This window comes from Acinetobacter sp. UBA3132 (assembly GCF_002364825.1).
Classification (GTDB): domain Bacteria; phylum Pseudomonadota; class Gammaproteobacteria; order Pseudomonadales; family Moraxellaceae; genus Acinetobacter; species Acinetobacter schindleri.
Window position 1 is genome coordinate 1 of record NZ_DEZM01000055.1, and the last position, 8,451, is coordinate 8,451.

Consider the following 8,451-nt stretch of genomic DNA (forward strand, 5'->3'; position numbering starts at 1 on the left):
GATCTTTTTAATTTTCGATTTATAAAAATTATTGTTTTTTTTATACTATGGGGTACTATAGTATTAATGCTAGCAAATAAGGAGGTCTGATGCCTAATCAGGTTGAAGACAAAAAAAAGATTCTTCTACGCGTCAGAAAGATCAAAGGTCAGACGCAAGCGATTGAAAAAGCGTTAGAAGACAATGTGGAATGTGGTGCAATTCTGCAACAAATATGCTCTGTGCGTGGTGCTATTAATGGTTTGATGAATGAAATGTTGGAGGTTCATTTAAAGGACACTTTAGTATCAGGTGAAACCACAGAACAACAACGAAAAGAAGAATTGGCTGAAATCGCCAAGATTCTAAAATCATATTTAAAATAGATCTGTATAAGGAATTATTCCATGAAGTCACGTGCTGCCGTTGCGTTTGGTCCTGGTCAACCTCTTCAAATTGTTGAAGTTGATGTTGCACCACCGAAGAAAGGTGAAGTATTAATCAAGATCTCCCATACCGGTGTGTGTCATACAGACGCATTTACTTTGTCTGGCGATGATCCTGAAGGTGTTTTTCCCGCTATTCTCGGGCATGAAGGTGCTGGCGTTGTCGTTGAGGTTGGTGAAGGCGTGACTAGCGTCAAACCAGGTGATCATGTAATTCCACTTTACACCGCTGAATGTGGCGAGTGCGTATTCTGTAAATCTGGAAAATCGAACTTGTGTATTTCCGTTCGCGAAACTCAAGGTAGAGGCGTAATGCCAGATGGCACCACTCGTTTTTCCTACAATGGTCAACCGATTTTCCACTATATGGGCTGCTCAACGTTCAGTGAATACACGGTAGTGGCAGAAGTATCATTGGCTAAAATCAATCCTGAAGCCAATCACGAACATGTCTGCTTACTAGGTTGTGGTGTAACAACGGGTATCGGTGCAGTACACAACACGGCTAAAGTACAAGAAGGTGATAGTGTTGCGGTCTTTGGTTTAGGTGGTATTGGTCTAGCAGTCGTACAAGCCGCACGTCAAGCTAAAGCAGGACGTATTATTGTGGTTGACATGAATCCAGATAAATTTGCGCTGGCAAAAGAGTTTGGTGCAACGGACTTCTTGAACCCTAAAGACTACGATAAACCGATCCAGCAAGTCATTGTCGAAATGACTGGCTGGGGTGTAGATCATTCATTTGAATGTATTGGTAACGTGAATGTGATGCGTGCAGCCCTTGAAAGTGCACACCGTGGCTGGGGACAATCTGTAATTATTGGTGTAGCTGGCGCAGGTCAGGAAATCTCTACCCGTCCATTCCAGCTTGTTACTGGTCGTAAATGGCTAGGTTCTGCCTTTGGTGGCGTAAAAGGTCGTACGCAACTTCCAGGAATGGTTGAAGATGCCATGAAAGGTAAAATTCAATTAGAACCATTTGTGACACATACGATGGGCTTGGATCAGATCAATGAAGCCTTTGATCTAATGCATGAAGGTAAGTCAATTCGTACTGTAATTCATTACGAGTAATTGCGTCAGGCCTTATACTTTTCCATGCATGTGCATCATGAATGACATGCATGGAATCCTCCAAAACCGCACATCATCTGTAAAACCGATCTAACTGTGTAGGCATCGTTTATAGGTTCAATCAATCTGCCTACATTTTAAATCTTTATCACTATTCTCTGTGGAGAATGTCAGACTCTTTGTTTACTCGATTTCTCATGAAGTCTTGCTCAACATAGGTAATTGATTATGGAAATAATTGAGAAACATGCTTCTTTTGGTGGATCGCAAGAAGTGTATCGCCATCAGTCAATAGCACTAAACTGTTCAATGAAATTCTCAATATATCTGCCACCTCATGACAAAGATGAGCGGTTGCCAGTTTTATATTGGTTATCAGGACTGACTTGCAACGAACAGAACTTTATTACTAAAGCCGGAGCACAAAAGTATGCGGCTGAACATAAAGTCATAATTGTTGTACCAGATACCAGTCCACGTGGAGAGGATGTACCAGATCATGCAGATTATGATTTAGGCCAAGGCGCAGGATTCTATGTGAATGCAACACAAGCACCCTGGTCACAGCATTTCATAATGTATGATTATATTGTGGAAGAGCTCAGAAATCTGATTGATCTGAATTTTCCGACCAACCAAGTCCAAAGCATTATGGGGCATAGCATGGGTGGTCATGGTGCATTAGTAATTGGGTTAAAAAATCCTGAGCTGTATAAAAGTATTTCTGCTTTTGCGCCAATTGTTGCACCTAGCCAAGTACCTTGGGGGAAAAAGGCTTTCACACACTACCTAGGTGAAACCGAAACTTTATGGAAAAGCTATGATGCGATTGAATTAATCAAAAACGCTGAAGTTCATTTACCTATTTTAGTCGATCAGGGAACAGCTGATGATTTTCTTGAAGAACAGTTAAGGCCTAAGCTTCTGAGTGATATTTGTTTGGAACAAGAATATCCTCTTACACTTAACTTAAGAGAAGGGTATGACCATAGCTATTACTTCATTGCGAGCTTTATAGAGAAACATATAGAGTTTCACAGCAAATTCCTAGCTAAATAACTTTCATAGATATGAGGATGTACATGTTGTTCTTGAATGCCTCTTGAGCAATATAATTTCCAGATAAAGAGGTCAGCTTATAAATCTAAGGGCGAATCAATTGATCCTTATATAACTAAGATTGAATTTAATCATCTCATATCTTAATTTTCTGATTCAAATGTTAATGGTATTAACTTGAATAAATTCATAGCATTATGCCGAAATAAAAAAACCAGATTTTGGCTCAGCTATGGGAATTTTTTTTAACTTTTACACAACAAAACTTTCTGACATGCATACATTAGCAATGTCAGAATCAGTTTGAATTCTAATCAATTGTGGAGTTTTAGTCATGCTTAAAACAGCTTTATATGTCCGTCTTGAAGCTAAACCGGGTAAAGAAGATGAAGTGGAAGCTTTCCTTAAAGCCGGTTTACCTATTGTAATGGAAGAACCTGCGACAGTTGCGTGGTTTGGCTTACGTCTTGGACCTACAACATTTGGTATATTTGATGCATTTCCTGATGAGGCGGGTCGCCAAGCGCATTTATCTGGCAAGGTTGCAGCTGCGTTGATGGCTCAGGCCGAAGAGCTATTTTCAGAGCCACCGTCTATTGAAAAAGTAGATGTTTTGGCGAGTAAACTACCAGCTTAAACCGACACTTAAATGTATGAGTGTGCTGCCTGAAATTTTGAATGAAAGGCAGCACTTCAACCCTGTGAGGTTTGTCAGAGGCTTTTTATTCAAGTTGGGCTACTTTATTTATTGGCTTAATCTCATCATTTAAATGGGTCAATATCCAGAACAGGGCAAGGTAAATAAACGAATGCAACTATTTACATGCTTTATATTGAACCAATCTATCTAATTTACTGTCGCATTTGTACATCTGCTAAACCGTGCCAATCTGCTTTTAAAATATTTAATCATTGCTATTTTGTATGAGCCATTCACTGTTTCAGCCAATGCGTTCACGACCATGTCAATAGTTATACATGTTGATACCTTCCATCCAACAATCGCTCGTGAAAATACATCAATAATAAAAGTGGTATAGAACAAGCCTGAATGTGTTTAACCATCACTAAAGTCGCCAAGCTGAAATAATTTTTATAAAAATAGACGACTGGTCTATTTTTATGTATAGTTAGCACATGGTGCAGTCAAAAGCCGCAGTGTTGTCCAATTTTTTTAAAGTTTATTTGATGAATAACGGTGGTTTTTCAAATCAATTAGTTGATCATCCTAGGATAAAAATATGCTGAATTTTAACTTTTATAATCCGACCCGCATTATTTTTGGTGGCGATACAATAGCTAAAATCAATGACTATGTGCCTACAGAAGCAAAAGTATTAATGTTGTTTGGCGGTGAAAGTGCACGTAAGAATGGTACTTTAGCTGAGGTGCGTGAAGCATTAGGTGCAAGAGAAATTCATGAATTTGGCGGAATTGAGCCGAATCCGAGTTATGAAACCCTCATGAAAGCTGTAGAGCTGATTCATGAACAAAAAATTGATTTCTTGATGGCTGTCGGTGGTGGATCGGTAATTGACGGTACTAAATTTATTGCAGCAGCAGTCAATTATACAGGGGATACATGGGAGATTTTAGAAACCCATGGTACTAAAATTACTCAAGCTTTGCCTTTTGCGAGTGTACTCACCCTTCCGGCAACTGGTTCAGAAATGAATAGCGGTGGGGTAGTCACCAGAAAATCGACCCAAGCCAAATTGTCATTTAGCAGTCCCTATGTTTTTCCGCAATTTTCCGTACTCGATCCGAATAAAACCTTTAGCTTGCCGACGCGCCAGTTAGCAAATGGCGTGGTCGATGCATTTATTCATGTCATGGAACAGTACTTAACTTACCCTGTGAATGCACAAGTACAAGATCGTTTTGCCGAAGGTCTATTGCAAACTCTGATTGAGATTGGACCGAAAATCTTGGACGATTCAGCAGATTATGACACGCGTGCGAATTTGATGTGGGCTGCTAGCATGGCACTGAATGGGCTAATTGGAGCTGGTGTACCACAAGATTGGTCAACCCATTTGATTGGGCATGAGCTCACGGCTTTACATGGTATTGATCATGCTCGTACCTTGGCCATTGTGTTGCCGGCCAATCTACAAGTGCGTCGTCAAGAGAAGCGAGAAAAATTACTACAGTATGCAGCTCGTGTCTGGCAGATTGTCGAAGGTGATGAAGAACAACGTATTGATACTGCTATTGCTCGTACTCGAGCCTTCTTTGAGCAACTTGGATTGCCGACTCGTCTTAGCGATTATGGACTGGGGGAGACAGATATTGAGATCATCATTACGCAACTTAAATCACATAATCTTACACAGCTAGGCGAACATAAAAATGTTTCATTAGAGATCAGTCGCCAAATTCTCGAGATGAGCATCTAAGCTAAATGCGCGTATCTGGCATGCTCTGACCCTGTAACAATGCTCCTCAATCATGAAAATTATCGGAGAAATAACATGAAAATTTTAATCGTTTTAACCTCACATGATCAACTTGGCAATACTGGTAAGAAAACAGGTTTCTGGCTAGAAGAACTTGCTGCACCCTATTACACCTTTATTGACTCTGGTGCTGAAGTTACGCTGGCGTCGCCTCAAGGTGGGCAGCCACCACTAGATCCGAAAAGTAATTTAGCCGATGCTCAAACTGAAACCACTCATCGTTTTGAAGCAGATCCAACTGCAATGCAAGCATTAACACAGACGCATAAACTTAGCGAAATTTCTGTAGCTGATTATGATGCAGTGTTTTATCCAGGCGGGCATGGTCCATTGTGGGATTTAGCAGAAGATCCGATTTCAATTTCTCTGATTGAACAGGCGATTCAGTCTGGCAAACCTGTTGCAGCAGTGTGTCATGCCCCAGGTGTTCTTCGTCATGTGAAAACGAGTAATGGAGCGCCTTTAGTCAGCGGTAAATTAGTGACTGGTTTTAGCAATACTGAGGAGGCTGCTGTAGGCTTGACTGAAATTGTACCATTTTTAGTCGAAGACATGCTTAAAGAAAACGGTGGTCATTATTCTAAAGTAGATGATTGGCAAGTACATGTTCAAGTAGATGGCTTGCTGGTTACTGGACAAAATCCAGCCTCTTCTGCTGCAACCGCTACAGCATTACTTCAATTGTTGAAATAAAGAGTAGCTAGTGTCTGTTGTGGTGCTTAGCAGTGAATAACTTCTGACTCTGAGCAACGGGCGCAATAAGCAAAATAACCCTCATTTAATGGTGAAGGGCCTGAGTGAATAGCTTTCCTTCCTTTATTTTTCTATATACAGGAAGGAAGGGTATTTTTTTAATTGAGATCAATTAAGTCATGATTACTTGGATACAATGAAATGAAAGACAGCAAACTTTTTCAAAACTTAAGCTTAGGCCCTTATGTTTTGCGAAACCGAATTGTATTGCCACCATTAACGCGGTCGCGCAGTACTCAGCCAGGGAATATTCCAAATGAACTGATGGCAACCTATTATCAACAGCGTGCCGGGGCAGGATTTATGGTCACCGAAGGTACGCAAATCGAGCCACGTGGTCAAGGCTATGCTTGGACACCCGGTATTTACAGCTCTGAACAGATTGCTGGATGGCGTAAAGTGACGGAAGCAGTGCATGCTAAAGGAGGCATTATTTTTGCACAGCTTTGGCATGTTGGGCGTGTTTCACATACATCTTTGCAACCCAATCATGCATCACCAGTCGCGCCCTCGGCTATTAGGGCTGATAGTAATGTTAAAGTCTTTATTGAGACCGGGCCCAATGCAGGAACCTTGGCTGATCCTTCCATGCCACGTGCTTTAAGCAATGCAGAGGTTAAAGAATTAGTGCAACTCTATGCTCAAGCAGCACGCAATGCCTTGGCTGCTGGTTTTGATGGGGTTGAAATTCATTGTGCAAATGGTTATTTGGTGAATCAATTTATCTCTGCACATAGTAACCACCGTGAAGATGAATATGGTGGATCACTAAACAATCGTTTGCGTTTTTTACGTGAAGTAGTAGAGGCAGTGGCTGAGGTGGTTGGTGCAGATCGTTTAGGAGTGCGTTTTGCCCCGCTATTTGAAAGTACAGAGGAAGATCGTGTTTACATGGGGTTGGTTGAAGATGATCCACATGTGACTTATATTGAAGCCATAAAAATACTTGAAGAAGTTGGGATTGCCTATTTATCTATTGCAGAAGCTGATTGGGATAATGCACCAGAACTTCCTCATGATTTTCGTAGAGATGTCAGAGACACTTTCAGTGGTCGGATTATTTATGCAGGTCGATATACGGCAGAAAGAGGGACTCGAATTTTAGAGGCAGGACTGGCCGATTTAATTGCATTTGGACGCCCATTTATTGCGAATCCAGATTTACCCGATCGCATCGCCAATGGCTGGCCATTGAATGCAGTAGATGCAAGCACTATGTATGGTGGGACGGAAAAAGGCTATATTGATTATCCAGCTTACGCAGATTAATATTGACTAAGTGAGTTATTTTGCCAACCTTTGTGGTTGGCAAAATAAGGACTTAGGATTGCTGTTGCCAGCATAAATTCTTCTTAAAACAAATTCTTAAAATTTTTTATCTGGGTAATGAGCCAACCAGCCAGTGGAAAAGAAATCAGTTGCGTTACTGGCACTAATACTATGACTTCAATCAACACCATCATCGGGAAACTTTGATGCTGAGTAATTGGCTTTAATAAAGTGAGAACCAGTAATAGTGTGGGATATAAGCCTAAATAACCAACTAAAATACGAGTCATGAGGGCTTTAGAAGGAGAATTCATTGTGCGCTATACTCATGGATTGTAAGTTGATCTAATAGCAGCACATTAATAAGTAATCATTGGGTTGCTATCATTAATTATGTAATTGATATTCAATTTAATTTTTATGAATCTTCACTTTTTAATAGAAATTTAGTTGCTCTTAGAGCTTGATGTAATGGTGTTTTATCTTTTTGCAACTTACTCAGTAATGCTGCACCTAACCACATTTGGTAAAGTACTTGTGCCAACGTCGAGGCCTCAGTATCTGCTTGGATAGACTGATCCTGTTTTCCCAAATCAATTAAAGCAGCAATACGTTGGATTACATTATCGACGCCAGCGGACATAATGGAGCGCATATCTTCAGATAGATCGGCAACTTCTGCGGCAAGTTTCACAATTAAACAGCTATCCGCCCAACCACACTGTGTTTCAGGATCTTCTATCCATAAATTAAAATACTCAATCAGCTTTTGATAAGGGGATTTATCGCTACGCCATACATCATTTAAACGGACTTGATAATTATCTACATAATGCTGTACCAATTCACATCCGAAAGCTTCCTTAGATTGGAAATAATGATAAAACGAGCCTTTAGGGATCTCACAGCTCTGTAAAATTTCCTGTAATCCTACACCGGTAAAACCTTTATGCAAAATCAGGTCTGAACTGGTGTTAAGAATGTGTAAACGCTTCGCTTCAGACTTCTTAATAGGGGTAGGCTTCATATTAATTGTTTACTCTATTGTAAAAAATAGACCAGTCGTATTGTTTTTTATTATAACTCATCTACAATTGATGTAAAGACGTTTTAATCAACAGTTTCAATTATCAATAGAAATACTTTTATACAAAACATGGAGTTATATGTGTGAAAACAGTTATTAATCAACGTATCGTTTTAGCTCAACGGCCAGTCGGTGAGCCAAAACACAGCGATTTTCGTATTGAACAAGTTGAACTCAATGAACTTAAACAAGGCGAGATATTGTTAAAAACCATTTACTTGTCACTCGATCCTTATATGCGTGGTCGCATGAGTGATGCTCCTTCATATGCAGCACCGGTTGAAATTGGCGAAGTGATGGTCGGTGGAACAGTCAGTCAAGTGGT

9 protein-coding genes and 2 pseudogenes are annotated in these 8,451 nt (G+C 40.2%); 8 read left to right on the forward strand and 3 right to left on the reverse strand.

What is annotated here, in order from left to right; genetic code table 11:
• Positions 1–89: 89 nt before the first annotated feature.
• The 4 genes from B4033_RS02510 to B4033_RS02525 all read left to right on the forward strand — a co-directional run bounded on the left by B4033_RS02510 (position 90) and on the right by B4033_RS02525 (position 3,195).
• Positions 90–365: a metal/formaldehyde-sensitive transcriptional repressor gene (locus B4033_RS02510; RefSeq protein WP_001133624.1), complete on the forward strand. Its 276-nt coding sequence runs from the start codon at positions 90–92 to the stop codon at positions 363–365.
• A 21-nt stretch (positions 366–386) separates the two neighbouring features.
• Positions 387–1,499: an S-(hydroxymethyl)glutathione dehydrogenase/class III alcohol dehydrogenase gene (locus B4033_RS02515; RefSeq protein WP_032056238.1), complete on the forward strand. Its 1,113-nt coding sequence runs from the start codon at positions 387–389 to the stop codon at positions 1,497–1,499.
• 228 nt (positions 1,500–1,727) lie between these two features.
• A complete protein-coding gene (gene fghA, locus B4033_RS02520; RefSeq protein WP_286831849.1) occupies positions 1,728–2,558 on the forward strand; it encodes an S-formylglutathione hydrolase in 831 nt (276 codons plus the stop codon).
• A 334-nt stretch (positions 2,559–2,892) separates the two neighbouring features.
• Complete coding sequence (locus B4033_RS02525) at positions 2,893–3,195, forward strand: putative quinol monooxygenase (RefSeq protein WP_000920558.1); 303 nt, start codon at positions 2,893–2,895, stop codon at positions 3,193–3,195.
• Between the two features lie 213 nt (positions 3,196–3,408).
• Here the strand turns inward: B4033_RS02525 and B4033_RS02530 are convergent.
• Positions 3,409–3,615, reverse strand: a pseudogene (locus tag B4033_RS02530) (IS3 family transposase); the annotation flags it as partial.
• A gap of 184 nt (positions 3,616–3,799) precedes the next feature.
• On the opposite strand from B4033_RS02530, the gene B4033_RS02535 reads away from it, so the two are divergent.
• From B4033_RS02535 to B4033_RS02545, 3 genes are all read left to right on the forward strand, one after another.
• The gene (locus B4033_RS02535; protein ID WP_286831860.1) at positions 3,800–4,957 is read left to right on the forward strand and encodes an iron-containing alcohol dehydrogenase; all 1,158 of its coding nucleotides are present in this window, start codon (positions 3,800–3,802) and stop codon (positions 4,955–4,957) included.
• A gap of 75 nt (positions 4,958–5,032) precedes the next feature.
• Positions 5,033–5,710, forward strand: a complete 678-nt coding sequence (locus tag B4033_RS02540) for a type 1 glutamine amidotransferase domain-containing protein (protein ID WP_286831862.1) — start codon at positions 5,033–5,035, stop codon at positions 5,708–5,710.
• A 201-nt stretch (positions 5,711–5,911) separates the two neighbouring features.
• Positions 5,912–7,039 (forward strand): alkene reductase, encoded by a 1,128-nt coding sequence (locus B4033_RS02545; protein WP_286831864.1) that lies wholly within the window; start codon positions 5,912–5,914, stop codon positions 7,037–7,039.
• An 83-nt stretch (positions 7,040–7,122) separates the two neighbouring features.
• Here the strand turns inward: B4033_RS02545 and B4033_RS02550 are convergent, their stop codons facing one another.
• On the reverse strand, positions 7,123–7,353 hold the full coding sequence (locus B4033_RS02550; protein ID WP_005093650.1) for a hypothetical protein: 231 nt from the start codon (positions 7,351–7,353) through the stop codon (positions 7,123–7,125).
• 104 nt (positions 7,354–7,457) lie between these two features.
• Positions 7,458–8,066: a TetR/AcrR family transcriptional regulator gene (locus B4033_RS02555; protein WP_286831867.1), complete on the reverse strand. Its 609-nt coding sequence runs from the start codon at positions 8,064–8,066 to the stop codon at positions 7,458–7,460.
• A 143-nt stretch (positions 8,067–8,209) separates the two neighbouring features.
• Here B4033_RS02555 and B4033_RS02560 point away from each other — a divergent pair.
• Positions 8,210–8,451, forward strand: a pseudogene (locus B4033_RS02560) (NADP-dependent oxidoreductase); the annotation flags it as partial.

What these genes read in the sequence shown, in the direction of transcription:
- B4033_RS02550 (WP_005093650.1), bottom strand. Translation starts at nt 7,353, where the DNA reads ATGAATTCTCCTTCTAAAGCCCTCATGACTCGTATTTTAGTTGGTTAT.
- B4033_RS02510 (WP_001133624.1), top strand. Translation starts at nt 90, where the DNA reads ATGCCTAATCAGGTTGAAGACAAAAAAAAGATTCTTCTACGCGTCAGA.
- B4033_RS02540 (WP_286831862.1), top strand. Translation starts at nt 5,033, where the DNA reads ATGAAAATTTTAATCGTTTTAACCTCACATGATCAACTTGGCAATACT.
- B4033_RS02545 (WP_286831864.1), top strand. Translation starts at nt 5,912, where the DNA reads ATGAAAGACAGCAAACTTTTTCAAAACTTAAGCTTAGGCCCTTATGTT.
- B4033_RS02555 (WP_286831867.1), bottom strand. Translation starts at nt 8,066, where the DNA reads ATGAAGCCTACCCCTATTAAGAAGTCTGAAGCGAAGCGTTTACACATT.
- B4033_RS02535 (WP_286831860.1), top strand. Translation starts at nt 3,800, where the DNA reads ATGCTGAATTTTAACTTTTATAATCCGACCCGCATTATTTTTGGTGGC.
- fghA (WP_286831849.1), top strand. Translation starts at nt 1,728, where the DNA reads ATGGAAATAATTGAGAAACATGCTTCTTTTGGTGGATCGCAAGAAGTG.
- B4033_RS02515 (WP_032056238.1), top strand. Translation starts at nt 387, where the DNA reads ATGAAGTCACGTGCTGCCGTTGCGTTTGGTCCTGGTCAACCTCTTCAA.
- B4033_RS02525 (WP_000920558.1), top strand. Translation starts at nt 2,893, where the DNA reads ATGCTTAAAACAGCTTTATATGTCCGTCTTGAAGCTAAACCGGGTAAA.